This is a genomic window from Klebsiella sp., from assembly GCF_027492335.1.
In the GTDB taxonomy this organism is placed as follows: Bacteria; Pseudomonadota; Gammaproteobacteria; order Enterobacterales; family Enterobacteriaceae; genus Klebsiella; species Klebsiella huaxiensis.
Genome location: NZ_JAPUEW010000068.1, coordinates 140,379 through 166,174, shown reverse-complemented (window position 1 = coordinate 166,174; position 25,796 = coordinate 140,379). Strand labels below are relative to the sequence as shown.

25 protein-coding genes are annotated in these 25,796 nt (G+C 52.8%); 21 read left to right on the top strand and 4 right to left on the bottom strand.

Annotated features, from left to right (window positions below; all coding sequences use genetic code 11):
- Positions 1-139: 139 nt before the first annotated feature.
- The 12 genes from rseD (at position 140) to acpS (ending at position 9,743) form a co-directional block, all read left to right on the top strand.
- A complete protein-coding gene (gene rseD, locus QVF11_RS21140) occupies positions 140-280 on the top strand; it encodes a rpoE leader peptide RseD (RefSeq protein ID WP_167492730.1) in 141 nt (46 codons plus the stop codon).
- The gene (gene rpoE / locus QVF11_RS21135) at positions 277-852 is read left to right on the top strand and encodes an RNA polymerase sigma factor RpoE (protein ID WP_110272050.1); all 576 of its coding nucleotides are present in this window, start codon (positions 277-279) and stop codon (positions 850-852) included. The genes rseD and rpoE overlap by 4 nt, the downstream gene beginning before the upstream one ends.
- A 32-nt stretch (positions 853-884) precedes the next feature.
- Positions 885-1,535, top strand: a complete 651-nt coding sequence (gene rseA / locus QVF11_RS21130) for an anti-sigma-E factor RseA (protein WP_112215423.1) — start codon at positions 885-887, stop codon at positions 1,533-1,535.
- Positions 1,535-2,491: a sigma-E factor regulatory protein RseB gene (rseB, locus tag QVF11_RS21125; RefSeq protein ID WP_110272052.1), complete on the top strand. Its 957-nt coding sequence runs from the start codon at positions 1,535-1,537 to the stop codon at positions 2,489-2,491. The genes rseA and rseB overlap by 1 nt, the downstream gene beginning before the upstream one ends.
- Complete coding sequence (gene rseC / locus QVF11_RS21120; protein WP_112215424.1) at positions 2,488-2,967, top strand: SoxR-reducing system protein RseC; 480 nt, start codon at positions 2,488-2,490, stop codon at positions 2,965-2,967. The genes rseB and rseC overlap by 4 nt, the downstream gene beginning before the upstream one ends.
- Positions 2,968-3,153: 186 nt before the next feature.
- Positions 3,154-4,953: a translation elongation factor 4 gene (gene lepA / locus QVF11_RS21115; protein ID WP_110272054.1), complete on the top strand. Its 1,800-nt coding sequence runs from the start codon at positions 3,154-3,156 to the stop codon at positions 4,951-4,953.
- A 15-nt stretch (positions 4,954-4,968) separates the two neighbouring features.
- Positions 4,969-5,943 (top strand): signal peptidase I, encoded by a 975-nt coding sequence (gene lepB / locus QVF11_RS21110; RefSeq protein ID WP_287859025.1) that lies wholly within the window; start codon positions 4,969-4,971, stop codon positions 5,941-5,943.
- A gap of 225 nt (positions 5,944-6,168) precedes the next feature.
- Complete coding sequence (gene rnc / locus QVF11_RS21105) at positions 6,169-6,849, top strand: ribonuclease III (RefSeq protein WP_110272057.1); 681 nt, start codon at positions 6,169-6,171, stop codon at positions 6,847-6,849.
- Positions 6,846-7,751 carry a GTPase Era gene (gene era, locus QVF11_RS21100; RefSeq protein ID WP_112215426.1) on the top strand — a complete coding sequence of 302 codons (906 nt, stop codon included), beginning with the start codon at positions 6,846-6,848 and terminating at the stop codon, positions 7,749-7,751. Before rnc ends, era begins: the two co-directional genes overlap by 4 nt.
- 131 nt (positions 7,752-7,882) lie before the next feature.
- Positions 7,883-8,620 (top strand): DNA repair protein RecO, encoded by a 738-nt coding sequence (gene recO / locus QVF11_RS21095; RefSeq protein WP_287859049.1) that lies wholly within the window; start codon positions 7,883-7,885, stop codon positions 8,618-8,620.
- A gap of 11 nt (positions 8,621-8,631) precedes the next feature.
- Positions 8,632-9,363: a pyridoxine 5'-phosphate synthase gene (pdxJ, locus tag QVF11_RS21090; RefSeq protein WP_287859023.1), complete on the top strand. Its 732-nt coding sequence runs from the start codon at positions 8,632-8,634 to the stop codon at positions 9,361-9,363.
- On the top strand, positions 9,363-9,743 hold the full coding sequence (acpS, locus tag QVF11_RS21085) for a holo-ACP synthase (RefSeq protein WP_182207578.1): 381 nt from the start codon (positions 9,363-9,365) through the stop codon (positions 9,741-9,743). The genes pdxJ and acpS overlap by 1 nt, the downstream gene beginning before the upstream one ends.
- On the opposite strand, the gene QVF11_RS21080 is transcribed toward acpS, so the two are convergent.
- Together QVF11_RS21080 and QVF11_RS21075 are read right to left on the bottom strand one after the other, a co-directional pair.
- Positions 9,740-10,000 carry a YfhL family 4Fe-4S dicluster ferredoxin gene (locus QVF11_RS21080; protein WP_110272062.1) on the bottom strand — a complete coding sequence of 87 codons (261 nt, stop codon included), beginning with the start codon at positions 9,998-10,000 and terminating at the stop codon, positions 9,740-9,742. The genes acpS and QVF11_RS21080 overlap by 4 nt on opposite strands.
- A gap of 37 nt (positions 10,001-10,037) precedes the next feature.
- Positions 10,038-10,964, bottom strand: a complete 927-nt coding sequence (locus tag QVF11_RS21075; protein ID WP_112215430.1) for a LysR family transcriptional regulator — start codon at positions 10,962-10,964, stop codon at positions 10,038-10,040.
- Between the two features lie 116 nt (positions 10,965-11,080).
- Between QVF11_RS21075 and QVF11_RS21070 the strand changes: the two genes are divergently transcribed.
- Positions 11,081-12,277: an L-lactate MFS transporter gene (locus tag QVF11_RS21070; protein WP_112215431.1), complete on the top strand. Its 1,197-nt coding sequence runs from the start codon at positions 11,081-11,083 to the stop codon at positions 12,275-12,277.
- A gap of 21 nt (positions 12,278-12,298) precedes the next feature.
- A complete protein-coding gene (locus QVF11_RS21065) occupies positions 12,299-13,216 on the top strand; it encodes an oxidoreductase (RefSeq protein WP_287859019.1) in 918 nt (305 codons plus the stop codon).
- A gap of 39 nt (positions 13,217-13,255) precedes the next feature.
- Here the strand turns inward: QVF11_RS21065 and QVF11_RS21060 are convergent, their stop codons facing one another.
- Positions 13,256-14,104: a MurR/RpiR family transcriptional regulator gene (locus QVF11_RS21060; protein WP_287859017.1), complete on the bottom strand. Its 849-nt coding sequence runs from the start codon at positions 14,102-14,104 to the stop codon at positions 13,256-13,258.
- 225 nt (positions 14,105-14,329) lie between these two features.
- On the opposite strand from QVF11_RS21060, the gene yfhb reads away from it, so the two are divergent.
- Positions 14,330-14,953, top strand: coding sequence for a phosphatidylglycerophosphatase C (gene yfhb, locus QVF11_RS21055; RefSeq protein ID WP_167492856.1), 624 nt, complete (start codon positions 14,330-14,332; stop codon positions 14,951-14,953).
- Positions 14,954-15,012: 59 nt separating this feature from the next.
- Positions 15,013-15,519 (top strand): tRNA adenosine(34) deaminase TadA, encoded by a 507-nt coding sequence (gene tadA / locus QVF11_RS21050; RefSeq protein ID WP_220471462.1) that lies wholly within the window; start codon positions 15,013-15,015, stop codon positions 15,517-15,519.
- On the opposite strand, the gene mltF is transcribed toward tadA, so the two are convergent.
- Complete coding sequence (gene mltF / locus QVF11_RS21045; RefSeq protein WP_287859048.1) at positions 15,516-17,132, bottom strand: membrane-bound lytic murein transglycosylase MltF; 1,617 nt, start codon at positions 17,130-17,132, stop codon at positions 15,516-15,518. The two genes, tadA and mltF, sit on opposite strands and share 4 nt — an antisense overlap.
- 172 nt (positions 17,133-17,304) lie before the next feature.
- Here mltF and purL point away from each other — a divergent pair, with 172 nt between their 5' ends.
- The 5 genes from purL to glnB all read left to right on the top strand — a co-directional run bounded on the left by purL (position 17,305) and on the right by glnB (position 25,790).
- Positions 17,305-21,192, top strand: a complete 3,888-nt coding sequence (gene purL, locus QVF11_RS21040) for a phosphoribosylformylglycinamidine synthase (protein WP_287859014.1) — start codon at positions 17,305-17,307, stop codon at positions 21,190-21,192.
- A 563-nt stretch (positions 21,193-21,755) separates the two neighbouring features.
- Complete coding sequence (locus QVF11_RS21035) at positions 21,756-23,192, top strand: sensor histidine kinase (RefSeq protein ID WP_112215501.1); 1,437 nt, start codon at positions 21,756-21,758, stop codon at positions 23,190-23,192.
- Positions 23,193-23,209: 17 nt separating this feature from the next.
- The gene (qseG, locus tag QVF11_RS21030; RefSeq protein WP_112215438.1) at positions 23,210-23,914 is read left to right on the top strand and encodes a two-component system QseEF-associated lipoprotein QseG; all 705 of its coding nucleotides are present in this window, start codon (positions 23,210-23,212) and stop codon (positions 23,912-23,914) included.
- Entirely contained in the window at positions 23,901-25,238 is a 1,338-nt protein-coding gene (glrR, locus tag QVF11_RS21025) for a two-component system response regulator GlrR (RefSeq protein WP_112215439.1), read from the top strand. The genes qseG and glrR overlap by 14 nt, the downstream gene beginning before the upstream one ends.
- 213 nt (positions 25,239-25,451) lie before the next feature.
- Positions 25,452-25,790 (top strand): nitrogen regulatory protein P-II, encoded by a 339-nt coding sequence (gene glnB / locus QVF11_RS21020; RefSeq protein ID WP_041146740.1) that lies wholly within the window; start codon positions 25,452-25,454, stop codon positions 25,788-25,790.
- The last annotated feature ends 6 nt before the right edge of the window (positions 25,791-25,796 follow it).

Genomic DNA, 25,796 nt, shown 5'->3' with positions numbered 1-25,796 from the left:
AACTCGTTAGCTTCAGATTTTATAGTGAAATAAAAGTCGGGTTACGTTACCCTTCTGGCGGGCTTTGCGCTTTTTCTTATTATCTTACATATCGTTTAGCTACCGGGGCATATAATGAGAGATAACGACCCGTCAGCCGGTGCCAGACGAAAAAAAAAGGCGTAACGGAACTTTATTGTTTTCAGACACTCCAACCCTCAGCTTGCTCATTTATGCAGTCATTGGGTGGTGTTTTGAATACGCATGGGAATTGGGTTTGGGGAGACATTACCTCGGATGAGCGAGCAGTTAACGGATCAGGTCCTTGTTGAACGGGTCCAGAAAGGAGATCAGAAAGCATTTAACCTGCTGGTGGTACGTTATCAGCATAAGGTTGCAAGCCTGGTCTCCCGCTACGTGCCACCGGGCGATATCGCTGACGTTGTTCAGGAGTCGTTCGTAAAAGCATGGCGTGCGCTGGATTCTTTCCGGGGGGATAGTGCTTTTTACACCTGGTTATATCGTATCGCCGTCAATACGGCGAAGAATTATCTGGTTGCTCAGGGGCGCCGTCCGCCATCTAGCGATGTTGATGCCAATGAGGCAGAAAATTTCGAAAGTGGCGGGGCATTGAAAGAAATTTCGAACCCTGAGAACTTAATGTTGTCAGAAGAGCTGAGACAAATAGTTTTTCGTACCATCGAATCGCTCCCGGAAGATTTACGCATGGCAATTACCTTGCGGGAGTTGGATGGCATGAGCTATGAAGAAATAGCCGCCATCATGGATTGTCCGGTGGGTACAGTGCGTTCGCGTATCTTCCGGGCACGAGAAGCTATTGATAATAAAGTTCAACCGCTAATCCGGCGTTGACGATAGCGGAATACTGGAAAAGGGTATCAGGCATGCAGAAAGAAAAACTTTCGGCCTTAATGGATGGTGAAACGCTGGATAACGAACTGCTCAATGAGCTAGGTCGTTCATCTGAAATGCAAAAAACCTGGGAGAGCTACCATCTCATCCGCGATACGCTGCGAGGCGATACCAGTGAGATGCTCCATTTTGATATCTCCGCTCGCGTCATGGCCGCCATTGAAAATGAGCCCGTTCGTCAGACGGTTCCTCTAATTCCTGAATCTCAGCCTGCCCCGCATCAGTGGCGCCAGATGCCTTTCTGGCAAAAAGTGCGCCCATGGGCAAGTTCCTTAACCCAAATGGGGGTTGCTGCGTGCGTATCCCTTGCTGTTATCGTCGGCGTCCAGCAGTATAATGGGCAGTCTGATGCATCTCAGCAGCCTGAAGCGCCGGTGTTTAACACCATGCCGATGATGGGGAAAGCCAGCCCGGTTAGCCTGGGCGTGCCAGCGGATGCTTCAGCAGGCAGCGGTCAGCAGGCGCAAGTGCAGGAACAGCGCCGCAGAATTAATGCTATGCTGCAGGATTATGAATTGCAGCGTCGCCTGCATGCTGAACAGCTTCAGTTTGGTCAGGCCCAGACTCAGCAAGCCGCTGTTCAGGTGCCGGGCTATCAAACTTTAGGAACGCAATCGCAGTAATGAAGCAACTTTTGTGTGCCATGTCGCTCATGGCAGGCAGCTTGTTCTTCTCCGCCAACGCCTCGGCTGATACATCGTCCGGGGCGTTGTTGCAGCAGATGAACCTGGCTAGCCAGTCCCTCAATTACGAGCTGTCTTTCGTCAGCATCAACAAGCAGGGCGTTGAGTCGCTGCGCTATCGACACGCGAAACTGAATAACCGCCCCCTCGCTCAGCTATTACAACTAGACGGCCCTCGCAGGGAAGTCGTACTACGCGGCACTGAAATTAGCTATTTTGAACCAGGCCTCGATCCGTTCACGTTGAATGGTGACTATATCGTAGATTCGCTGCCTTCATTGGTGTACAGCGACTTCAAACGGCTGGCGTCGTATTATGATTTCATCTCTGTTGGGCGTACGCGTATTGCCGATCGTTTATGCGACGTGGTGCGAGTCGTGGCCCGTGACGGTACGCGTTATAGCTACATCGCCTGGTTAGATGCTGAAACAAAGCTGCCGCTGCGTGTTGATTTACTCGATCGCGATGGGGAAACCCTTGAGCAGTTCCGGGTCGTTTCTTTCAGCGTTGGCGACAATGTTAGCGCCAGTATGGAAACTCTGGCAAAGGCGAGCCTGCCGCCGCAGCTTTCCGTACCAGAAGGTGGCGATAAGGCTAGCTTCAACTGGGCACCTACCTGGCTGCCGCAGGGTGTTGCGGAAGTCTCCAGTAGCCAGCGTCGTCTACCAACGTTTGATGGTCCGGTAGAGTCCCGCCTCTACTCTGATGGGCTATTTAGTTTCTCCATCAATATTAATCGCGCCGCAGCAAATAGCAGCGATCAGTTGTTGCGTACCGGGCGTCGCACCGTGGCTACCATCGTGCGCGATAATGCAGAGATAACCATTGTTGGCGAACTGCCCCCGCAAACCGCGAAGCGTATTTCTGACAGCATTAAATTCAAGGCCGTACAATGATCAAAGAGTGGGCAACGGTCGTTTCCTGGAATAACGGAATTGCGCAGGTGCATTGCGATGTTAAAGCATCCTGTAGTAGTTGCGCTTCCCGTGCTGGTTGCGGTAGTCGAGTGTTGAATAAGCTCGGGCCGCAAACCAGCCATACAATTAGCGTGCCTTGTGAACAGCCGCTGGCTGCCGGGCAAAAAGTAGAATTGGGGATTGCCGAAAGCAGTTTGCTTGGCTCAGCCATATTGGTCTATATGGCGCCGTTAGTTGGATTGTTCTTGATGGCGTCTATCTTCCAGGTTCTGTTCGCGAATGATTTTGCTTCGCTGTGCGGGGCAATACTTGGTGGCGTTGGCGGGTTTTTGGTGGCTCGTGGTCTTTCTCCTGGTTTAGCGGCTCGTCAGTCGTGGCAACCGGTGATTATTAGCGTCGGTTTACCGCCAGATTTAGTTCGCATTGAGACGCCTTCCGCACCATTGGGTCAGTGATTTCACTGGCCCTAATCTTTATTTACAACTCCCGCAAGATCTCGTCATTTACTCCGACTATGCTAGCCGTAAGAGCATTTCCTGGTTTCGTGGATGTAGTGTAGAATGCGGCGTTTTCGGATCAAAAAAACGTCAGGCACAGAATAGCGGCCTCATGATACGCGTAAGGCATAACTAACTCTAAATATGAAGAATATACGTAACTTTTCAATCATCGCTCACATTGACCACGGTAAGTCGACTCTGTCTGACCGAATTATCCAGATTTGCGGTGGCCTTTCCGATCGTGAAATGGAAGCCCAGGTCCTGGATTCCATGGATCTTGAACGCGAGCGCGGGATTACCATCAAGGCACAGAGCGTCACGCTGGATTACAAAGCGACCAATGGCGAAATCTATCAGCTGAACTTTATTGACACCCCGGGGCACGTGGACTTCTCCTATGAAGTTTCTCGTTCACTGGCGGCGTGTGAAGGGGCACTGCTGGTGGTTGATGCGGGTCAGGGCGTTGAAGCTCAGACGCTGGCTAACTGCTATACTGCGATGGAAATGGACCTGGAAGTAGTGCCGGTCCTGAATAAAATCGACCTGCCTGCGGCCGATCCTGAACGCGTAGCGGAAGAAATTGAAGACATTGTCGGTATTGATGCTACCGATGCAGTGCGCTGTTCGGCGAAAACCGGTGTTGGCGTGCCCGATGTCCTGGAGCGTCTGGTACGCGATATTCCGCCGCCGGAAGGCGACCCGGAAGCGCCGTTACAGGCATTGATCATCGACTCCTGGTTTGATAACTACTTGGGTGTTGTCTCGCTGGTGCGTATTAAAAACGGCACCATGCGCAAAGGCGACAAAATCAAGGTAATGAGCACTGGTCAGGTCTACAACGCCGATCGTCTCGGTATTTTCACGCCGAAACAGGTTGATCGCACCGAGCTGAAATGCGGCGAAGTCGGCTGGTTGGTTTGCGCGATTAAAGACATCCTCGGCGCACCGGTTGGCGATACGCTGACTCTGTCCCGTAACCCAGCAGATAAAGCTCTGCCAGGTTTTAAAAAGGTCAAACCACAGGTTTATGCTGGCTTGTTCCCGGTAAGTTCTGATGATTATGAGAACTTCCGCGATGCGCTGGGCAAACTGAGCCTCAACGATGCCTCTTTGTTCTATGAGCCGGAAAGCTCTACTGCGCTAGGCTTTGGTTTCCGCTGCGGCTTCCTGGGTCTCCTGCACATGGAGATCATTCAGGAACGTCTGGAGCGTGAATACGATCTGGATCTGATCACCACGGCGCCGACGGTAGTCTATGAAGTAGAGACTACTTCGAAAGAAGTTATCTACGTCGACAGCCCGTCTAAACTTCCGCCGCTGAACAATATTCAGGAACTTCGTGAGCCGATCGCTGAGTGTCATATGCTGCTGCCGCAAGAGTTTTTGGGCAACGTCATTACCCTGTGCATAGAAAAACGCGGTGTTCAGACCAATATGGTCTACCACGGTAATCAGGTTGCGCTGACCTATGAAATTCCGATGGCGGAAGTGGTGCTCGATTTCTTTGACCGTCTGAAATCTACTTCCCGTGGTTATGCGTCGCTGGACTATAACTTCAAACGTTTCCAGGCTTCCAACATGGTACGCGTGGATGTGTTGATCAACAGCGAGCGAGTCGATGCGCTGGCGCTGATTACGCACAATGATAATGCGCCATACCGCGGTCGCGAACTGGTAGAGAAGATGAAAGAGCTGATCCCGCGTCAGCAATTCGACATCGCTATCCAGGCCGCTATCGGCAACCATATTATTGCCCGTTCAACGGTGAAACAGCTGCGTAAAAACGTCCTGGCAAAATGCTATGGCGGCGACGTCAGTCGTAAGAAAAAGCTGCTGCAGAAGCAGAAAGACGGTAAGAAACGCATGAAGCAGGTCGGTAACGTTGAGCTGCCGCAGGAAGCGTTCCTCGCCATTCTGCACGTTGGTAAAGACGGCAAATAACCCTAAGGAGTTGGCATGGCGAACATGTTTGCCCTGATCCTGGTCATCGCTACCCTGGTGACGGGTCTATTGTGGTGCCTGGATAAATTTATTTTCGCGCCAAAACGTCGTGAACGTCAGGCCGCAGCTCAGGCAGCGACCGGCGACCAGTTGGACAAAAAAACACTGAAGAAAGTCAGCCCTAAACCGGGCTGGCTGGAAACCGGTGCTTCGGTATTCCCGGTCCTGGCGATTGTCCTGGTAGTGCGTTCGTTTATTTACGAACCTTTCCAGATCCCTTCGGGTTCGATGATGCCTACATTGTTGATCGGCGATTTTATTCTGGTTGAGAAGTTTGCTTATGGCATTAAAGACCCTATCTACCAGAAAACGCTGATTGAAACGGGTCATCCGAAACGGGGTGATATCGTGGTTTTCAAATATCCAGAAGATCCGCGTCTGGACTACATCAAACGTGCTGTCGGTTTGCCGGGTGATAAAGTCACATACGATCCGATTAGCAAGCAAGTCACCATCCTGCCGGGCTGTAGTTCAGGCCAGGCCTGTGGCAATGCCCTGCCGGTGACTTACTCCAACGTTGAGCCGAGCGATTTCGTGCAGACTTTTTCCCGTCATAACGGCGGTGAAGCAACCAGCGGTTTCTGGCAGTTGCCGAAAGGTGAAACCAAAGCTGACGGCATTCGTCTGACCGAGCGCAAAGAGACGCTGGGTGAGGTAACGCACCGTATTCTGACCGTGCCGATTGCTCAGGATCAGGTGGGGATGTATTACCAGCAGTCTGGTCTGCCGTTGGCGACCTGGATTGTGCCGCCGGGGCAGTATTTTATGATGGGTGACAACCGCGATAACAGCGCCGACAGCCGTTATTGGGGCTTTGTACCGGAAGCAAATCTGGTCGGTAAAGCAACCGCAATCTGGATGAGTTTTGAAAAACAGGAAGGCGAGTGGCCTACTGGAGTACGCTTGTCACGTATCGGTGGTATCCAGTAATTTTCCTACCTCTATTCACGCTGCCGTTGCAATAACTGCAGCGTGAATTATTTAAGATTTAAATCTATTCAAACTAACGACATCCCCTGTCGTTGCGTATAGAATATCCCCCCGAAGTTTTAGGTTGTCTCTCGTAAGATTGACACAGCACACGAAACCGCGTTGGCTTTTACTCAGGTCGGTTTCGTGTGCTGCATTTTTGACGCATTCATTTATTGGTAACGCATGAATCCCATCGTAATTAATCGGCTTCAACGGAAGCTGGGCTACACTTTTCATCATCAGGAGCTGTTGCAACAGGCATTAACTCACCGCAGTGCCAGCAGCAAACACAATGAGCGCCTGGAGTTTTTAGGTGACTCTATATTGAGTTTCGTCATCGCAAATGCGCTCTACCATCGTTTCCCTCGGGTCGATGAAGGTGATATGAGCCGCATGCGCGCGACGTTGGTGCGGGGCAACACGCTGGCAGAAATGGCCCGCGAGTTTGAGTTGGGTGAATGTTTGCGTCTTGGGCCGGGTGAATTGAAAAGTGGAGGTTTTCGCCGTGAATCCATTCTGGCGGATACCGTTGAAGCATTAATCGGCGGGATTTTCCTCGACAGTGATATTCAAAACATCGAGCGCCTGATTCTCTCCTGGTACCAAAGTCGTCTGGACGAAATTAGCCCTGGCGATAAGCAAAAAGATCCTAAGACCCGTTTGCAGGAGTATCTGCAGGGGCGACACCTGCCGCTTCCGTCCTACCTGGTGGTTCAGGTTCGCGGTGAAGCGCATGACCAGGAATTTACTATCCACTGCCAGGTTAGCGGCCTGAGTGAACCGGTGGTTGGCACAGGTTCTAGCCGTCGCAAGGCGGAACAGGCTGCCGCCGAACAGGCGTTGAAAAAGCTGGAGCTGGAATGAGCGAAGAAAAAAATTATTGTGGGTTTGTTGCTATCGTTGGTCGTCCTAACGTCGGGAAATCAACGCTGTTGAACAAGCTGCTTGGGCAGAAGATTTCTATTACTTCACGCAAAGCGCAGACCACACGTCACCGTATCGTCGGTATTCATACTGAAGGTCCGTATCAGGCAATTTATGTTGATACCCCTGGCCTGCATATGGAAGAGAAGCGCGCTATTAACCGCCTGATGAACAAAGCGGCCAGTAGCTCGATTGGCGACGTTGAACTGGTGATTTTTGTTGTTGAAGGTACCCGCTGGACGGCAGATGATGAAATGGTTCTGGGTAAGCTGCGCGACGCCAGAGCACCGGTTATTCTTGCGGTGAACAAAGTCGATAACGTGCAGGAAAAGGGCGATCTGCTGCCACACCTGCAGTTCCTCGGCAGTCAGATGAATTTCCTCGATATCGTGCCGATTTCCGCGGAAACCGGGCTGAACGTGGATACCATCGCCGGTATCGTGCGTAAGCATCTGCCGGAAGCAATTCATCACTTCCCGGAAGATTACATTACCGATCGCTCTCAGCGTTTTATGGCTTCTGAGATCATCCGCGAAAAACTGATGCGTTTCCTTGGCGCTGAGCTGCCGTATTCCGTGACCGTCGAAATCGAACGTTTCCAGACTAACGAACGCGGTGGCTACGATATCAATGGTCTGATTCTGGTTGAGCGTGAAGGGCAGAAGAAGATGGTGATTGGCAACAAAGGGGCCAAAATCAAAACCATCGGCATTGAAGCGCGTAAAGACATGCAGGATATGTTTGAAGCGCCAGTTCACCTGGAGCTGTGGGTGAAAGTGAAATCCGGCTGGGCCGATGACGAACGTGCGTTGCGCAGTCTCGGTTACGGCGAAGACCAGTAGTTTTCATACTCTATGGCTTTCGAGGTGCAGGAAGGCGGCAAGACCGCGAATCCCCGGGAGCTTACTCAGGTAAGTGACTGGGGTGAACGGGCGCAGCCAACGCACCTGCAACTTGAAAGACGACGAGTATGATGGAAGGCTGGCAGCGCGCTTTTGTCCTGCATAGTCGTCCCTGGAGCGAAACCAGCCTGATGCTGGACGTTTTCACGGAAGAGTCAGGCCGCGTGCGCCTTGTTGCAAAAGGCGCACGTTCCAAACGTTCTAATCTCAAAGGCGCTCTTCAGCCCTTTACCCCCTTGTTGCTTCGCTTTGGCGGGCGTGGTGAAGTCAAAACGCTACGCAGCGCGGAAGCTGTCTCGCTGGCGCTCCCTCTCAGCGGTATCGCGCTCTATAGCGGTCTTTACGTTAACGAACTGCTTGCCCGCGTGCTTGAGCATGAAACGCGCTTCTCCGAACTTTTCTTCGATTATCTGCACTGCATCCAGTCTTTGGCTGGTGCAAGCGGTTCTCCTGAACCGGCACTGCGTCGCTTTGAACTGGCGCTGTTGGGGCATCTTGGCTACGGCGTTGATTTTCTCCACTGTGCCGGGAGCGGTGAAGCGGTTGACGACGCCATGACCTATCGCTACCGTGAAGAAAAAGGCTTTATCGCCAGCGTGGTTATTGATAACAGCACCTTTACCGGGCACCATCTTAAGGCGTTGGCGAGCCGCGAATTTCCAGACAGCGATGCGCTGCGTGCGGCAAAACGTTTCACTCGTATCGCCCTGAAGCCGTATCTTGGTGGGAAACCGCTGAAAAGCCGGGAGCTTTTTCGCCAGTTTATGCCCGCGCGGGCGGCGCGAGCCAATAAAACCAATAACGATTAACGAGGATTGTCATGGCTGAATTACTGTTAGGGGTCAATATTGACCACATTGCGACATTACGCAACGCTCGCGGCACCGCTTATCCTGACCCGGTGCAGGCGGCCTTTATCGCCGAGCAGGCCGGTGCTGACGGTATTACCGTCCATCTGCGCGAAGACCGCCGACACATCACCGATCGCGATGTGCGTATCCTGCGCCAGACTCTCGATACTCGCATGAATCTTGAGATGGCAGTGACGGAAGAGATGCTGAATATCGCCTGCGAGACGAAACCACATTTCTGCTGCCTGGTGCCGGAAAAACGCCAGGAAGTGACCACCGAGGGGGGGCTGGACGTTGCGGGCCAGCTCGACAAAATGCGCGATGCCTGTAAGCGCCTTGCCGACGCCGGTATTCTGGTTTCCCTGTTTATCGATGCTGATAATGCGCAAATTAAGGCCGCAGCGGACGTGGGAGCACCCTATATCGAAATTCACACCGGTTGCTACTCCGATGCTGCAACCGATGCTGAGCAGGCAAAAGAGCTGGAGCGTATTGCTAAATCGGCAACTTACGCCGCCAGCCTTGGGCTGAAGGTTAATGCCGGTCACGGTCTAACCTACCATAACGTTAAAGCCATTGCGGCACTGCCGGAAATGCACGAGCTGAATATCGGTCATGCGATTATTGGTCGTGCGGTGATGAGCGGCCTGAAAGAGGCGGTTGCGGAAATGAAGCGTCTGATGCAGGAAGCGCGCGCGTAATGGCTATCCTCGGACTGGGCACTGATATTGTTGAAATAGCCCGTATTGAAGCGGTGATCGCCCGCAGCGGCGATCGCCTGGCCCGTCGCGTACTTAGTGACCATGAGTGGGCGATATGGGAACAGCATCAGCAACCGGTCCGTTTTTTGGCTAAGCGCTTCGCGGTAAAAGAAGCCGCAGCCAAGGCGCTTGGGACCGGCATTCGCAACGGTCTGGCGTTTAATCAGTTTGAGGTTTACAACGACGAGCTAGGTAAGCCAAAGCTGCGTTTGTGGGGAGAGGCGAAAAATCTGGCGGCACGTTTAGGAGTCAGCAGCATTCATGTGACGCTGGCCGATGAGCGCCACTATGCCTGCGCTACGGTCATCGTCGAAAGCTAGATTTTTTCGGCGTGGTGCAGCAGGACGAATTTATCCCACAACTGCTCTTCGTTTTCACTATGCGCCGGATCTTTCAGAATAGTGTTCGGGATTGGACACACTTTCTGGCAGGTCGGCGTTTCATAATGACCCACGCACTCGGTGCAGCGGTCGCTGTTAATTTCATAAATGCTATCACCCATTGATATCGCCTCATTCGGGCATTCTGGCTCGCACATATCGCAGTTGATGCATTTTTTGGTGATTAACAGCGCCATCAGGAAATTCTCAGAAACAACACAAATAGGGCGGGCATTATACGCCCATTTTCTGCTCAGGCCAGCTCTTTTCTGGCGTCAATTCGTTATCCGTAGTGTAAAAATTTTTGATCTGCTTGAGCAGGCAGATAGTTGCGTTGTCCAGCGAAAGGTCATTGCTATGTACGAGCATCACTGGGATGAAAAAAGCCGGAATACCAAGCGAAACCAGACGGACATTTTTGGGCGTGGATAAACGCGTTAGCGAGCGGGTAATAAATGCGATGCCAATTTGTGCTTCAGCATACTCAAGGCATGAGTAGTGGTTATCCAGCTCGCAGATAATGTTAGGGGCGACTTTGCGGTGATTAAATTCAGTCGTGATGATTCCTCTTAATAGCAGAGAGTCATTAAGCACGATAATGGGTTGGTCGTTTAAATCTTTTGGATGCAGACGTTCGCGTTTTGCCAGAGGATGGGAAAGTGGGATTGCAGCAATAATTTCATCTTCAAACAGCATGGTCGAGCTTAGTTGGGCAGGGAGCGTTGTCCGATAAACGATGCCAATATCGACAGCGTTATCCGTCAGCTTTTTAATGGTTTGTTCCGTTGAGAACTCTTTAACATTTAACGATATCTCCGGGTGGTGTGCCATAAAGCTACGGAATGCAGGTAATAACAAGTAGCTGCCTGACACGCCGATGGAAATCGTATCGCGCTGTTGATCCTGATAGGGAAGAAGTTCATTTTCAGCATTTTTTAAATCCAGCATTATTTTGTTAGCGTGCTGTTGCAAAATAAAGCCTGGTTTTGTTAATTCAATGCCTCTTCCTTTGCGCTTAAATAATATTGTCTTAAGTGATGACTCAAGTTGTTTGATTTGCTGACTTAATGATGGCTGAGTGATAAACAGGCGACTGGCTGCCCGACCGTAATGTAGTTCATCACACAATATCAGGAAGGAATGCAGTTGTTTGATATTCATTAAAATTTAACGCCAATCGATTGGGTTTTGTTATAACGATTATAAAAAATACCAAATTGTTTGCCTATTTTGCTTTTTTTAAACTGTGATCAGTGCATTTTAAAAAAGGAAAAGTTATGTCGGTATCAATCAACCGCTGGGGAATGCTTGCCGCCCACGTGTGCATAAATTTTGTACTCGGGGGCGTCTATGCATTTAGCTATTTTAAAACGCCATTAATGGAGCAATATCACTGGGACCCCGCGACCCTGGCGTTGGCATTTTCTATCAATATGGGGATCATTCCTTTACCGATGATTTGGGGCGGGAGGATGATCGATAACGGCAAAGGAAAACAGGCGATTGTCATCGGTGGCATCCTGTTTTCTTTAGGTTTTATCTTGTCCGGGTTCGTGGATAATTTGCCAATGTTATTCTTAACCTACGGGGTCATCGCCGGGTTGGGATCGGGACTGGCTTTCACGGGTAATCTTAATAATATCTTGAAGTTTTTCCCTGATCGGCGAGGACTTGCCAGCGGCATCGTTCTGGCCGGTGTTGGTGTAGGGACGCTACTATGCACCCGCCTTGCCGAATACTTTATGTCGCAAACCCATGATGTCAGCCGGGCATTATTATATCTTGGGATTGTATATCTGGTGGTCATTTTTATCGTGCAGTTCTTTATTCGAAGCGCACCTGCAAAAGATAGTGGGGGAATTAAAGCATCGCCAATGGATAAAGATTATCGACACATGCTTAAGGATCTGCGTTTTTGGCTACTCTTTATGATTCTGGCGCTGGGCGTATTCTCCGGAATGGTGATCAGTTCAAGCTCTGCACAAATTGGTATGACGCAATATGGTTTAATATCCGGGGCATTGATTGTCAGTCTGGTATCGATATTTAACTCTATTGGTCGCCTGTTCTGGGGAGGTTTGACCGATAAGTTAGGCGGGTATAATACGCTGGTGATTGTTTATCTCTTTACCTGCCTTTGTATGCTGCTGTTGCTCTTTTTTAACGGTAATACTTCGGTGTTCTATTTCAGTGCACTGGGCGTTGGCTTTGCTTATGCCGGGATATTAGTTATCTTCCCAGGACTGACCAGTCAGAACTTTGGCATGCGTAATCAGGGATTAAACTATGGATTTATGTATTTTGGTTTTGCCGTTGGTGCGGTTATTGCGCCGTATGTTACATCAGCTATAGCGAAATATACAGGGAGTTATAATACGGTATTTATTCTCACCACGGTCTTATTGCTTATTGGGGTAGTGCTCACGCTGGTGACTAAACGTTATGTTGGAATGGTTTTAGCCAAAATACATTGATCAAATCATAAGGAAATAAAGATGAAAATTGCAATCGCAGGTGCAGGGGCTATGGGGTGCCGTTTTGGCTATATGTTACTGGCTGCCGGACATGACGTGACGCTTATCGATAGCTGGCAGGAACATGTTGATGCTATTTGCAGTAAGGGATTGTTTGTCGAAACGGAAACGACTCAACAGTATTATCCGATACCCGCAGTTATGGCTGATAAGGCACAGGGGGAATTTGAACTGGTTATTCTGTTTACCAAAGCCATGCAACTGGACAGCATGCTACAGCGTATTAAGCCGTTGCTACCCGCAGCGAAAGTCGTGATGATTTTATCTAATGGTCTGGGAAATATCGAAACGCTGGCAAACTACGTTGATCGGGAAAAAATCTATGCTGGCGTCACGTTATGGTCGAGCGAACTGGAGGGTGCCGGACATATTATGGCCACCGGCACGGGGACGATTGAGCTGCAGCCCATTGCCAGTCAGGATGCTGACCAGGAAGCCAGAGTGGTTGCCACCCTTAATAGCGCCGGGCTGAATGCGGAAATTAGTCCTGACGTATTATTATCAATCTGGAAGAAAGCGGCTTTTAATAGCGTAATGAATACTTATTGTGCACTGCTGGATTGTAATGTTGGCGGTTTTGGCAATCGACCGGGAGCATTAGATTTAGCGCAGGCAGTGGTAGATGAGTTTGTTCTGGTAGCAGCCAGCCAGAATATTCCGTTGACACAGGAAATGGTGATGAATACGGTGAAGAAAGTATTCGACCCACGCGAAAGCGGCCATCACTATCCTTCTATGTATCAGGATTTACATAAAGGGCGACTCACTGAAATTGACTATTTAAATGGGGCGATTGCGCGTATTGGGATGCAGAACAATATTGCCGTACCGGTTAACAAGCTTCTGACTCAGCTGATTCACGCCAAAGAAGCGCAATAAATCCAGGGGCTCTTTTGCGAAATGCAGAAGAGCCCGCTTTCAGACCAGCTTTTTCACCAGCGCTTCACTATGACGAATGCGATCCGGGGCGCGTTCAAGATCCTGCTGGACCAGCCCCATAAACAGCAGGTCGGCCAGCATCATTTGCGCGCTGGTTGAGGAGATCGCGGCGCTGCGCGTGGCCTGTTCTTCAGCGATGGTATACAGGCACAGAGTTGCCTGCTGTTGAAGGGCATTGGGGTTAAAACCGGTGATCGCCAGGATCTGGCTCCCCACTCGCAATGCTTCACCTGCCGCCATATTAATTTCACGTCGTTCACCAGAGTAGGAGATGGCCAGCAGCAGATCGTCTGCCGCCATCGCCTGTACCGTTGCCAGAAGGGCATGCATATCCTGCTCAGAAACGGCGTTAATGCCGATTTTCATCAGCTTCCAGCTAAAGTTCCTCGCCACCAGACCCGATGCACCAATACCGGTAATAATGACCCGCCGGGCATTGCGCAGTAGCGCAACGGCTTCCAGTAGCTTTTCTTCGCTGTTGACGTCCAGAGAGGCATGCATTGCTGCAATATTATCTTTAATCAGCTTTTCGCCCACCAGCCGGAGAGGATCATCCCCGCGAATCTGGTTATGCACCGGTACGGATTGCGGAGTGGGGGCGCTAGCCAGCGCTTCGCTTAACGCCAGTTTCAACGCCGGGAAACCTTTAAAACCCATCTTTTGCGCGAATTTCACCACGCTCGACTGGCTGACTCCGGCTTCGCCCGCCAGCTGCTGTGAGCTGAGGTGGCGGGTTTGATCCGGTTGGGTCAGAATAAAATCGGCCAGTTTTTTATCACTTGTGGCCAGCGTGGGGTAGCGTTGGCGGATTCGGGTCAAACAGTTCATAGCGGCTCCGGAGGACAGCTTTCACCCTCGGCTGAAAGAATTTTGTATTCAATTATAAGGGGAATAGTGCGAATTAAAAATTCAACCGCTCAGATTTCTCTGCAAGGAGGTTTTACCTTAATCCCGGCTCAACGATGGCGGATGTTTTCGCTATTCAATGCGTAAGGCTGTTAAGCTATTGGTTATCGAGGTGTTAATCCAGAGGAGGCGGTTTTGAATAGTAGCATGCGGCGAGTGGTTTTCTTTGATCTGGATGGCACCTTGCATCAGCAGGACATGTTCGGCAGTTTCTTGCGCTATGTGCTACGTCATCAGCCGTTGAATACATTGCTGGTTCTTCCTCTGTTGCCCGTTATTCTTGCCGGGCTGTTGCTAAACGGTCGGGCCGCACGCTGGCCGATGAGTCTGCTGCTGTGGGCTACGACTTTCGGGCGCAGTGAGAGGCATCTGAAACGTCTTGAGGCGAGTTTTGTTCACTGGTTCCGGCAGCATGTCACGGCTTTTCCTGTTGTTCAGTCACGGTTGACGGATTATCTGACCAGCACCGATGCGGACGTTTGGTTGATTACCGGGTCGCCGCAGTCGCTGGTGGAGCAGGTCTATTTTGATACTGCATGGTTGCCGCGAGTGAATCTGATTGCCAGTCGGATGGAGCGCCGTTGCGGCGGCTGGGTTTTAACGCTGCGCTGTCTGGGTAACGAAAAAGTCGCGCAACTGGAGCAAAAAATCGGTGCTCCGCTGCGCTTGTACAGTGGCTATAGCGACAGCGAACAGGACAATCCGCTGCTCTATTTTTGCCAGCACCGCTGGCGAGTAACCCCACAAGGCGATCTTCAGCAGTTAGAATAGTGTGTAATACATAGCGTCCATGTATAATGCGCCCCGCTTTTTCCGCAGGAGTGCCCGCTTTGTCTGACCATGAATTAAATGATGAATACTGGATGCGTCATGCTTTGACGCTGGCGAAACGCGCCTGGGAAGAGGGCGAGGTGCCGGTCGGCGCGGTGCTGGTGCACAATCATCAGGTCATCGGTGAAGGCTGGAACCGGCCAATTGGCCGTCACGATCCTACTGCGCATGCTGAGATTATGGCGTTGCGCCAGGGGGGGATGGTGCTGCAAAACTACCGTCTGGTTGACGCGACGCTGTACGTCACCCTTGAGCCTTGCGTAATGTGCGCCGGGGCGATGGTGCATAGCCGCATTTCACGGCTGGTATTCGGTGCCAGGGATGCGAAAACCGGCGCTGCCGGGTCGTTGATCGACGTGCTGCATCATCCGGGGATGAATCATCGGGTAGAAATAACCGAAGGACTCCTGGCAGAACAGTGCTCCGGTATGCTGAGCGATTTTTTCCGCTGGCGGCGCGAAGAGAAAAAACTGCTTAAAAAGGCGCGTCAGCAAACGGAAGATTAATGGCCCAGTCCTGGGATTTTAAATTTTGCGTTATCGACCAGCGTTTCGGCGCGAAAGCTGAAAAAGGACATGGCGTACTGTTCTTCTTTATTTAACTCATCCGGCATGACCGCCGGATAGTGTTCGCCAAGCGCCGCAATCTGCGCCTCTTTTCTCTCTTTCTCAGAGAGGTAACCCACAAGGCTGATGTGGTATTTGCGGATATTCTCGACATAGGCGTAGGCCTCATGACCGCGCGCAAAGCCGTACTTCAGCCGACTGTAATAGTTTTTCTGGCTCAGCAACGGCAGACGCTGCTTCACATCGGCCCAGCTATTGGGATTACCTTTCTGCTTTTTGGTTAGCGCCATCGCGTCAAGCATATGCGCGTAGCCCATATTGTAAGCCGCCAGCGCAAACCAGATACGTTCGTCTTTGGGAACGGAGTCGGGCACTTTACTCATCATATCCTGTAGATAACGCATGCCGCCGTCGAGGCTTTGGTCTGCATCGGTACGGTCGGTCAGTCCCAGGCTCAGGGCGGTATTGCGGGTGAGCATCATTATTCCGCGTACGCCGGTCGGAGAGGTAGCCTGAGGGTCCCAATGCGACTCCTGCCATGAGATGGCCGCCAGCAGGCGCCAGTCTATCTGCCGGGCATATTTTTCGAACATCGGCTGTAGATCAGGGAGGACGTTCTCCACGGCGCGCAGGAAGGTGCGCGTATCAACATAGTCAAAATCGTTACCGTGGCCGAGGTATTTCTCTTCCAGTCGCGCAAGGATGCCGTCTTCATTAATGTTATTGAAGAAATCGAGCATCGCCGCCGACAGCGAGTTATCTTCGCCTTTTTCACTAAACCAGGTCACCGGTTGCTCATCGCTGATATCCAGCGCGACGGCCAGTTCCGGGTGGACGCGTTGGAACAGACTGACGGCGACCGAATCCGCGATGGTGTAATCGAGCTTACCGTCGATCACCGCCTGCATCAGCGCCGTGGTGCCGCGTTTATCATCCACGCGCCAGTCGAGGTCCGGATATTTTTGTTCTTTTAATGCCTGCAGGTCGTTAATCGCCACGTGCCCGGGGGCGATAGCCAACTGCTCCGCGGTAAGATTAGCGAGGCTGCGCGGGCGCAGGCTACCTTTGCGATACACCAGCTGTTGTGAAACGGAATAGTAGGTTGGCCCGGGCTGATAGTTCTTTACCCGTTCAGAGTTGTAGACCAGTCCTGCCGCCAGCATGTCGGCTTTTCCCTCATCGAGGTCATCGAATAGCTGGCTGATATTTTGTCGGACGGTCACCTTCAGCTCGACCCCAAGGTAGTCGGCAAACTGCTGTGCCAGCTCATAATCGAAACCGTAGATTTTGTCATTGAGGGTCGCGAAGGTCATTGGCGAATTAATGGTGCTGATGCGCAGTTCTCCGCGCGCCATAATCCCCGCCACACGGTTCTCTGGTTTCCCCATCCACGGGAGAGACGGCCACAGGGCAGCCGCCAGCAAGAGGGTTACAATGCCGATGAGCAGATAATTAATCTTTAGTTTTTTCAGATAGTTAATCTTCTGCAGCTTTGCGTTCCTCAGCAGACTATGACCGGAAAAAGTAAAAGGTTGTCGTCGAATGAGCGGCATTTTGCTTAAGAATGCGCCAGTTGGCAACTTATTCGCGAGTCGGGTCACATTTATTGATAAACCCTGGCAACCATTTTATTTCTACGCAAACGGTTTCGTCGGGGCGCAGGATTCACTATAATGGCGCCCGTTTCCCCCGGCTCACCCTGAAAGCTTCGAAGACGAGAGACTTATGATGGAAATTTTGCGTGGTTCACCTGCACTGTCGGCATTCCGTATCAATAAACTGCTGGCACGTTTCCAGGCGGCCAACCTTCCGGTAAGCACTATATATGCCGAGTATGTTCATTTTGCCGATCTCAGCGCCCCGCTAAGCGGCGACGATCGTGAGAATCTGGCGAGGTTGCTAAAATATGGCCCGAACTTAAGCAGCCATACCCCAACCGGCAAGCTACTGCTCGTTACCCCCCGTCCTGGCACCATCTCTCCCTGGTCTTCTAAAGCTACCGATATTGCCCGTAACTGTGGCCTGTCTCAGGTTGTACGCCTGGAGCGCGGCGTTGCGTACTACGTTGAAGCGAGCAGCCTGACTGAAGAGCAGTGGGCGCAGGTGGCGGCTGAACTGCACGATCGAATGATGGAAAGCGTATTTGGCGCGCTGGAAGAGGGCGAAAAGCTGTTTGCTCACCATCAGCCGACCCCGGTAACCAGCGTTGACCTACTGGGACAAGGTCGTCAGGCGCTGATTGACGCCAACCTCCGTCTGGGGCTGGCGCTGGCGGAAGACGAAATCGACTATCTGCAGGATGCCTTCCATAATCTGGGTCGTAACCCGAATGATATCGAACTCTATATGTTCGCGCAGGCCAACTCCGAGCACTGCCGGCACAAGATTTTTAACGCCGATTGGATCATCGATGGCGAACAGCAGCCGAAGTCGCTGTTCAAGATGATCAAAAATACCTTTGAGAAAACTCCGGATTACGTGCTGTCTGCCTATAAAGATAATGCTGCGGTAATGGAAGGTTCGGCGGTGGGACGTTACTTTGCTGACCACAAAACGGGCCGCTACGACTTCCACCAGGAAGACGCGCATATTCTGATGAAGGTTGAAACCCATAACCACCCGACGGCGATCTCTCCGTGGCCGGGCGCGGCGACCGGTTCCGGCGGTGAAATCCGTGACGAAGGTGCGACCGGTCGTGGCGCTAAGCCGAAAGCAGGGCTGGTGGGTTTCTCCGTCTCCAACCTGCGTATTCCTGGCTTTGAGCAGCCATGGGAAGAAGATTTCGGCAAGCCGGATCGTATTGTGACCGCGCTGGATATCATGACCGATGGCCCTCTGGGCGGTGCGGCGTTTAACAACGAATTTGGTCGCCCGGCGCTGAACGGTTATTTCCGTACCTATGAAGAGAAAGTGACTAGCCACAACGGCGAAGAGCTGCGCGGCTATCACAAGCCCATCATGCTGGCGGGCGGTATCGGCAACATTCGCGGCGAACACGTGCAGAAGGGCGAGATTGTCGTTGGCGCGAAGCTGATTGTTCTTGGCGGCCCGGCGATGAACATCGGCCTCGGCGGCGGTGCTGCTTCTTCAATGGCGTCGGGACAGTCTGATGCAGACCTGGATTTTGCCTCCGTACAGCGCGACAACCCGGAAATGGAACGTCGCTGCCAGGAAGTTATTGACCGCTGCTGGCAGCTGGGCGATGCCAACCCAATTCTGTTTATTCATGACGTCGGCGCAGGCGGTTTGTCCAATGCCATGCCGGAGCTGGTGAGTGATGGTGGACGCGGCGGTAAATTCCAGCTGCGCGACATCCTCAGCGATGAGCCGGGCATGAGCCCGCTGGAAATCTGGTGTAACGAATCTCAAGAGCGCTATGTTCTGGCGGTAGCGCCGGAGCAGCTGCCACTATTCGATGAGCTGTGCCGTCGCGAGCGCGCACCGTACGCGGTTATTGGCGAAGCGACTGAAGCGATGCACCTGAGCCTTGACGATACCCATTTTGACGATCGACCGATTGATCTGCCGCTCGACGTGCTGCTGGGTAAAACGCCGAAAATGACCCGCGATGTGCAGACCCTTAAAGCACAGGGGCAGAGTCTGGAACGCCAGGGCATAACTATTGCTGACGCGGTAAATCGCGTGCTGCATCTGCCGACCGTGGCGGAGAAAACTTTCCTTGTCACCATCGGTGACCGCACCGTGACCGGCATGGTCGCACGCGATCAGATGGTCGGTCCGTGGCAGATCCCGGTCGCTAACTGCGCGGTAACCACCGCCAGCCTCGACAGCTATTACGGTGAAGCCATGTCAATTGGCGAACGTGCGCCGGTTGCGTTGCTGGACTTCGCTGCTTCCGCTCGTCTGGCGGTGGGCGAAGCGCTGACCAACATTGCTGCGACGCAGATTGGCGCGCTCAATCGCGTGAAGCTGTCGGCAAACTGGATGGCCGCTGCCGGTCACCCGGGTGAAGACGCGGGTTTATATGAAGCGGTAAAAGCGGTGGGCGAAGAGCTGTGTCCGGCGCTGGGATTGACGATTCCAGTGGGTAAAGACTCGATGTCGATGAAAACCCGCTGGCAGGACGGCAACGAGCAGCGCGAAATGACTTCCCCGCTGTCGCTGGTGATTTCCGCTTTTGCCCGTGTGGAAGACGTACGCCGCACTGTGACCCCGCAGCTCTCTGGCGAAGATAATGCGCTACTGCTGATTGACTTAGGTAAGGGAAACAATGCGCTGGGCGCGACCGCGCTGGCCCAGGTTTACCGTCAGCTTGGCGATGTTACTGCAGACGTTCGTGATGTTGCTCAGCTGAAAGGCTTCTGGGATGCGATGCAGGCGCTGGTTGCCGAAGGCAAACTGCTGGCCTGGCATGACCGTTCCGACGGCGGCCTGCTGGTGACGCTGGCCGAAATGGCCTTTGCCGGTCACTGCGGCGTTAACGTGGATATCGCCGCGCTCGGCAATGACCATCTGGCTGCGCTGTTTAACGAAGAGCTGGGCGGTGTGATTCAGGTTCGTGCCGCCGATCGTCAGGCGGTGGAAGCGCTGCTGGCCGCAAATGGCCTGGCGGATTGTGTTCACTATCTTGGCCAGGCAACCACGGGCGATCGCTTTGTCATCACTGCCGACGGTCATCCGGTGTTCAGCGAAAGCCGCACTACGCTGCGTATGTGGTGGGCTGAAACCACCTGGCAGATGCAGCGTCTGCGTGATAACCCAGAGTGTGCCGACCAGGAGCACGAGGCGAAAACTAACGATGCCGATCCGGGCCTCAACGTGAAGCTTTCTTTCGATATCAATGAGGATATCGCTGCGCCTTATATCGCCACCGGCGCGCGTCCGAAGGTTGCCGTGCTGCGCGAGCAGGGAGTGAACTCCCATGTAGAAATGGCGGCAGCGTTCCATCGTGCGGGCTTTGATGCTATCGACGTGCATATGAGCGACCTGCTGGCGGGCCGTACCGGTCTTGCTGATTTCCAGGCGCTGGTGGCCTGCGGTGGTTTCTCCTACGGTGATGTTTTAGGCGCGGGTGAAGGCTGGGCGAAATCAATTCTGTTCAATGACCGTGTACGCGACGAGTTTGCCACTTTCTTCCATCGCCCACAGACATTGGCGCTGGGCGTGTGCAATGGCTGTCAGATGATGTCTAACCTGCGTGAGCTCATCCCCGGCAGCGACCTGTGGCCGCGCTTTGTGCGCAACCACTCTGACCGTTTTGAAGCTCGTTTCAGCCTGGTTGAAGTGACCCAAAGCCCGTCGCTGCTGTTGCAGGGAATGGTAGGTTCGATGATGCCGATTGCCGTTTCTCACGGTGAAGGGCAGGTAGAAGTTCGTGATGGTGCGCATCTGGCCCAGCTTGAGAGCAAAGGCCTGGTGGCGCTGCGCTTCGTCGATAACTTTGGTAAGGTCACGGAGAACTACCCGGCTAACCCGAACGGTTCGGCAAACGGCATTACCGCGGTGACCAGCGAAAGCGGACGCGCGACTATCATGATGCCGCACCCGGAGCGCGTCTTCCGTACCGTGTCGAACTCCTGGCATCCGGAAAACTGGGGCGAAGACAGTCCGTGGATGCGTATTTTCCGCAACGCGCGTAAACAGCTGGGCTAAGTCTTCTTTGCAAACCTCATTAAGCCTCCTGTAATCGCAGGGGGCTTTTTTGTTTGTGATGACCGTGGGAAAAAGGTGTCGGGGATCGCCGACAAACGTGCAATAGCGGTGTCGTCAAAAGGTGACACTTAACTCATTGATTTAAAATGGTGTTAATAAATCACTTATTCGGTGTTGCTAATTAGCGACACTTTGCAAAGATAATGACCATTATCATTACTGTCATAAAATGGTAAAAAGACATTATATTTCATTGTGTTAATAAAATGTTTTGCGATTTGGCATAGTTCGTGCATAATTATAACCAGTGGCTCATTCACCTTCTTATGTCAGCCCCCTCGGGAAGCGCTACATAAACCTCGAATGACGCACAAACAGGTGCCTGCCGTCCAACTCCTGATAACAGCTCTGCTTTATCAGTCATCGGGCGAAACGTCGAGTAAGGCACCGCCTCATTGCTTAATAAAGCCAGGCTCTTGTAGCCTGGCTTTATTATTTCTGGCGTAGATGTTTATTGCGTCCTCAGTTAGCATCGTAGTGAGCTAATGATTGAGACGATATCCTTGAAGCGACTCTCCTTGTTCCCCCGTTCACTGCGCCAGCTGGTCACGCTCTCCTTTGTGCTGATCCTGCTCCCGCTATTGGTTCTGGCCTGGCAGGCGTGGCAAAGCCTTAACGCGCTGAGCGCGCAGGCGGCGCATATCAATCGCACCACTCTTATCGATGCCCGGCGCAGCGAGGCGATGATCAATGCTGCGCTGGAGATGGAGCGCAGCTACCGGCAGTATTGCGTGCTGGATGATCCAACCCTGGCGCGGGTCTATCAAAATCAGCGTAAGCGCTACAGTGAAATGCTTGATGCTCACGCGGGTGTCCTGCCGGATGAAAAAATCTGGCAGGCGCTACGTCAGGATCTCGACGATCTGGCGGAGCTCCAGTGCAAAAATAGCGGTCCGACGGCGAAATCTGCCGCCAGCCTGGAAGCTTTTGCCGCTGCCAATAGCGATATGGTCCAGGCGACCCGAACGGTGGTCTACTCTCGCGGGCAGCAGCTACAACAGGAGATTGCCGAACGCGGCCAGTTCTTCGGCTGGCAGGCGCTGGTTCTGTTTCTGCTCAGCCTGGCGCTGGTACTGCTTTTCACCCGCATGATTATCGGCCCGGTGAAAGGTATTCAGAGAATGATTAATCGGCTGGGTGAAGGAAAATCGCTGGATGATACCGCGATGTTTACCGGCCCGCGAGAGCTGCGATCCGTCGGCAAACGCATTATCTGGCTGAGCGAACGTCTCGCCTGGCTGGAATCCCAGCGTCATCAGTTTTTGCGCCATCTTTCCCATGAGTTGAAAACGCCGCTGGCCAGCATGCGTGAAGGGACGGAACTGCTCGCTGACCGCGTGGCCGGGCCGCTAACGCCCGAACAGCAGGAGATCGTGGAGATTCTTGATAGTAGCAGCCGCAATCTACAAAAGCTGATTGAACAACTGCTGGATTACAACCGGCAGCAGGCCGATGGCCCGGTTGCACGCGAGACGGTCAATCTCGCTGAGCTGGTGAACAATGTGGTTTCCGCCCATAGCCTGCCGGCAAGAGCTAAAATGATGCAAACCGACTTGACGCTCACCCAGCGCTTTTGCCTGGCGGAGCCCGAACTTCTGGTGAGCGTTCTGGACAATCTCTACTCCAATGCGGTGCACTATGGTGCTGAATCCGGTAACATTCAAATTCATAGCTATCGGCACGGCGAGCAGGTGTGCATTGACGTTATCAATAATGGCGAGCCGATCCCGCCTGCGGAAAAACAGATGATTTTCGAGCCTTTTTATCAGGGAAGCCACCAGCGTAAAGGGGCGGTAAAAGGCAGCGGTCTGGGGCTAAGCATCGCTCGTGACTGTGTACGGCAAATGCAGGGCGAGCTGAGCCTGGTTGATGATAAATCTGGGCTTATCTGTTTTCGTATCACGCTGCCCGCCGCTGAGCCTGGAAAAAACAACGCATAAATTAATATTGGGTGAATATGTCCCACTTCTTCGCATTTGTCCGTCCTCTTAGGGGATGGCTGCTGTCAGGTATTTCTTGCCTGGCGCTGGCGGGATGTTCCGCCTCCACATCACCACAGGCCGCGGATGGTAAAACGCTCTCCGCGCTGCCGCAGCATCAGGTCGCCGATTTTCTCTCGGTAGAGTGCGCCGACATCTGGGATCTGCAAAACGAGACCAGCGATAAAAACCCGCTCTACTGGTTGCGGGGGATCGATTGTGCAGATCGTCTGGCCCCGGCGCAGGCGCGTGCGGAAGCTAAGCTGCATAATGATGACAGCTGGCAGGATGCTTTTAAGCGCGGTATTTTGCTGGCGGATGCCAAAATTACGCCAGATGAACGCCGGGCGCTGGTGAATAGTCTGGATACTTTCAGCCCGCAAATCGCCGTGCAGGTACGCCCGCTTTATCAGCTCTGGCGCGAAGGCCAGGGCCGACAGCTTCAATTGGTTGATGAGCGTTCCCGCTACGCCAAATTGCAGCAATCCAGCGATGCCGAGCTTGAGGCGCTGCACCAGCAGGCGCTGGAGTTACGCAGCCAGCTTGAGCTCACCACTCGTAAGCTGGAAAACCTCACCGATATTGAGCGCCAGCTCTCCAGCCGTAAGCCTGGAGGCAATTTCAGTTCTGATGCCGGGCACGGCAGCGAGAAAGTCCCGGAGGTGATTCATGACGATCCGTAAACCCGCCCATCTGCTGCTCGTAGACGACGATCCGGGCTTGTTGAAGCTTCTCGGGATGCGTCTTATCAGCGAAGGGTATCGTGTGGTCACTGCCGAAAGCGGCCCGGAGGCGCTGCGCATTCTGGGGCGTGACAAAGTCGATCTGGTGGTCAGCGATCTGCGGATGGATGAGATGGATGGTTTACAGCTGTTCAGCGAAATCCAGAAGGTACAGCCGGGAATGCCGGTGATTATCCTGACCGCGCATGGCTCCATTCCGGATGCTGTTGCTGCGACGCAGCAGGGCGTATTTAGCTTTTTGACCAAACCGGTGGATAAAGACGCCCTGTATAAGGCCATCGATGACGCGCTGGAGCAAAGCGCGCCGACAACCGATGAACGCTGGCGCCAGGCGATTGTTACCCGCAGCCCGCTGATGGAGCGGCTGCTGGAGCAGGCCGGAATGGTGGCGCAGTCGGACGTGAGCGTACTGATCAATGGGCAAAGCGGTACCGGGAAGGAGATTGTTGCTCAGGCAATCCATAACGCCAGCCCGCGCCGTGACAAACCCTTTATCGCCATTAACTGCGGCGCGTTACCCGAACAGTTGCTGGAGTCGGAGCTATTCGGCCACGCGCGAGGTGCTTTTACCGGTGCGGTTAGCAATCGCGAAGGTTTATTTCAGGCAGCCGAAGGCGGCACGCTGTTTCTTGATGAGATAGGCGATATGCCGGTGGCGCTACAGGTGAAACTGTTGCGCGTCCTGCAGGAGCGCAAAGTACGCCCGCTGGGCAGCAATCGCGATATTGATATTGATGTGCGGATTATCTCCGCTACCCACCGCGATCTGCCGAAAGCGATGGCCCGCGGTGAGTTTCGTGAAGATCTGTTTTATCGTCTGAACGTGGTGAATCTGAAAATTCCCCCGCTGGCCGATCGTACTGAAGATATCCCGCTGCTGGCTAATCATCTGCTGCGCCAGTCTGCCGATCGCCATAAACCGTTTGTTCGCGCTTTCTCCACGGATGCAATGAAGCGGCTGATGGCCGCTAAATGGCCAGGGAACGTACGCCAACTGGTGAACGTGATTGAGCAGTGCGTGGCGCTGACTTCCTCGCCGGTGATCAGCGATGCGCTGGTGGAGCAGGCGCTGGAGGGGGAAAATACCGCTCTGCCGACGTTTGTCGAGGCGCGTAATCAGTTTGAGCTGAACTACCTGCGCAAGCTGCTGCAAATCACCAAAGGCAACGTCACGCATGCGGCTCGGATGGCGGGGCGCAACCGTACCGAGTTTTATAAGCTGCTGTCGCGCCACGAGCTTGAAGCCAACGACTTTAAAGAGTAGCTCCGCAAGATGACGCAAGTTATGATACGGTTAGCAACCGGTTACGCGATTAAGAGCCTATCCCAGTAGGCGTTATTGTCGCAGGCAGTTTGAACACGGACAGCGCGGAAAAACCGGAGCGTACACGTAGTACGTGAGGATTTTGAGCACTGCCCAGGTTCAAAATGGCAAGTAAAATAGCCTTAATGGGATAGGCTCTAAGACAGGAAAACCATGAAAAAGATTGATGCGATTATTAAACCATTCAAACTGGATGACGTGCGTGAAGCGCTGGCCGAAGTCGGCATCACCGGGATGACGGTAACAGAAGTGAAAGGCTTTGGCCGTCAGAAGGGGCACACCGAGCTGTATCGCGGCGCGGAGTACATGGTGGATTTTCTGCCGAAAGTGAAAATCGAAATTGTTGTTACCGATGACATCGTCGATACCTGCGTCGATACCATTATCCGCACGGCCCAGACGGGCAAAATTGGCGATGGCAAAATCTTTGTCTTTGACGTTGCGCGCGTGATTCGTATTCGTACCGGTGAAGAAGACGACGAAGCGATTTAATCGGAC

Bases quoted from the DNA above. Each gene is read 5' to 3' on its own strand.
- rpoE (WP_110272050.1), top strand. From the start codon at position 277: ATGAGCGAGCAGTTAACGGATCAGGTCCTTGTTGAACGGGTCCAGAAA.
- rseA (WP_112215423.1), top strand. From the start codon at position 885: ATGCAGAAAGAAAAACTTTCGGCCTTAATGGATGGTGAAACGCTGGAT.
- rseB (WP_110272052.1), top strand. From the start codon at position 1,535: ATGAAGCAACTTTTGTGTGCCATGTCGCTCATGGCAGGCAGCTTGTTC.
- rseC (WP_112215424.1), top strand. From the start codon at position 2,488: ATGATCAAAGAGTGGGCAACGGTCGTTTCCTGGAATAACGGAATTGCG.
- lepA (WP_110272054.1), top strand. From the start codon at position 3,154: ATGAAGAATATACGTAACTTTTCAATCATCGCTCACATTGACCACGGT.
- lepB (WP_287859025.1), top strand. From the start codon at position 4,969: ATGGCGAACATGTTTGCCCTGATCCTGGTCATCGCTACCCTGGTGACG.
- rnc (WP_110272057.1), top strand. From the start codon at position 6,169: ATGAATCCCATCGTAATTAATCGGCTTCAACGGAAGCTGGGCTACACT.
- era (WP_112215426.1), top strand. From the start codon at position 6,846: ATGAGCGAAGAAAAAAATTATTGTGGGTTTGTTGCTATCGTTGGTCGT.
- recO (WP_287859049.1), top strand. From the start codon at position 7,883: ATGGAAGGCTGGCAGCGCGCTTTTGTCCTGCATAGTCGTCCCTGGAGC.
- pdxJ (WP_287859023.1), top strand. From the start codon at position 8,632: ATGGCTGAATTACTGTTAGGGGTCAATATTGACCACATTGCGACATTA.
- acpS (WP_182207578.1), top strand. From the start codon at position 9,363: ATGGCTATCCTCGGACTGGGCACTGATATTGTTGAAATAGCCCGTATT.
- QVF11_RS21080 (WP_110272062.1), bottom strand. From the start codon at position 10,000: ATGGCGCTGTTAATCACCAAAAAATGCATCAACTGCGATATGTGCGAG.
- QVF11_RS21075 (WP_112215430.1), bottom strand. From the start codon at position 10,964: ATGAATATCAAACAACTGCATTCCTTCCTGATATTGTGTGATGAACTA.
- QVF11_RS21070 (WP_112215431.1), top strand. From the start codon at position 11,081: ATGTCGGTATCAATCAACCGCTGGGGAATGCTTGCCGCCCACGTGTGC.
- QVF11_RS21065 (WP_287859019.1), top strand. From the start codon at position 12,299: ATGAAAATTGCAATCGCAGGTGCAGGGGCTATGGGGTGCCGTTTTGGC.
- QVF11_RS21060 (WP_287859017.1), bottom strand. From the start codon at position 14,104: ATGAACTGTTTGACCCGAATCCGCCAACGCTACCCCACGCTGGCCACA.
- yfhb (WP_167492856.1), top strand. From the start codon at position 14,330: ATGCGGCGAGTGGTTTTCTTTGATCTGGATGGCACCTTGCATCAGCAG.
- mltF (WP_287859048.1), bottom strand. From the start codon at position 17,132: ATGCCGCTCATTCGACGACAACCTTTTACTTTTTCCGGTCATAGTCTG.
- purL (WP_287859014.1), top strand. From the start codon at position 17,305: ATGATGGAAATTTTGCGTGGTTCACCTGCACTGTCGGCATTCCGTATC.
- qseG (WP_112215438.1), top strand. From the start codon at position 23,210: ATGTCCCACTTCTTCGCATTTGTCCGTCCTCTTAGGGGATGGCTGCTG.
- glrR (WP_112215439.1), top strand. From the start codon at position 23,901: ATGACGATCCGTAAACCCGCCCATCTGCTGCTCGTAGACGACGATCCG.
- glnB (WP_041146740.1), top strand. From the start codon at position 25,452: ATGAAAAAGATTGATGCGATTATTAAACCATTCAAACTGGATGACGTG.